Source organism: Lactobacillus sp. C449L (genome assembly GCF_059900815.1).
Window position 1 is genome coordinate 1 of sequence record NZ_JBWXGA010000064.1, and the last position, 579, is coordinate 579.

The following is a 579-nucleotide window of genomic DNA, read 5'->3' on the forward strand; positions in this document are numbered from 1 at the left end:
TACGAGGGCTACAACATCCAGGTCGCGGGTCTCGCCCAGCGACTCTCGGCGATCGGCACGAAGCGCGTCGTGATCGGCGTCTCCGGGGGCCTCGATTCCACCCACGCCCTGATCGTCGCCGCGAAGGCTTTCGACCGCCTCGGCTGGCCGCGCACGGACATTCTCGGCTACACGATGCCCGGCTTCGCCACCTCGGGCGAGACGAAGACCAACGCCATCGCGCTGATGGAAGCGCTCGGGATTACCTGGCACGAGCTCGACATCAAGCCGGCCGCCCGGCAGATGCTGGAGACCATGGGCCATCCCTTCGGGCGTGGCGAGCCGGTCTACGACGTGACGTTCGAGAACGTGCAGGCGGGGCTGCGCACCGACTTCCTGTTCCGTCTCGCCAACCAGCAGGGCGCGATCGTGGTCGGCACGGGCGACCTGTCCGAACTCGCGCTCGGCTGGTGCACCTATGGCGTGGGGGACCAGATGTCCCACTACAACGTCAATGCGGGAGTGCCGAAGACACTGATCCAGCACCTGATCCGCTGGGTCGTATCCTCCGGGCAGTTTGAGCACGGGACGGGCATCAAC

At 66.5% G+C, this 579-nt stretch carries 1 protein-coding gene; it reads left to right on the forward strand.

Annotation, left to right across the window (positions count from 1 at the left end; genetic code table 11):
• Positions 1-579 (forward strand): NAD(+) synthase (gene nadE / locus AC2JF9_RS08305; protein ID WP_500726849.1); only part of this gene is annotated, 579 nt, incomplete at both ends.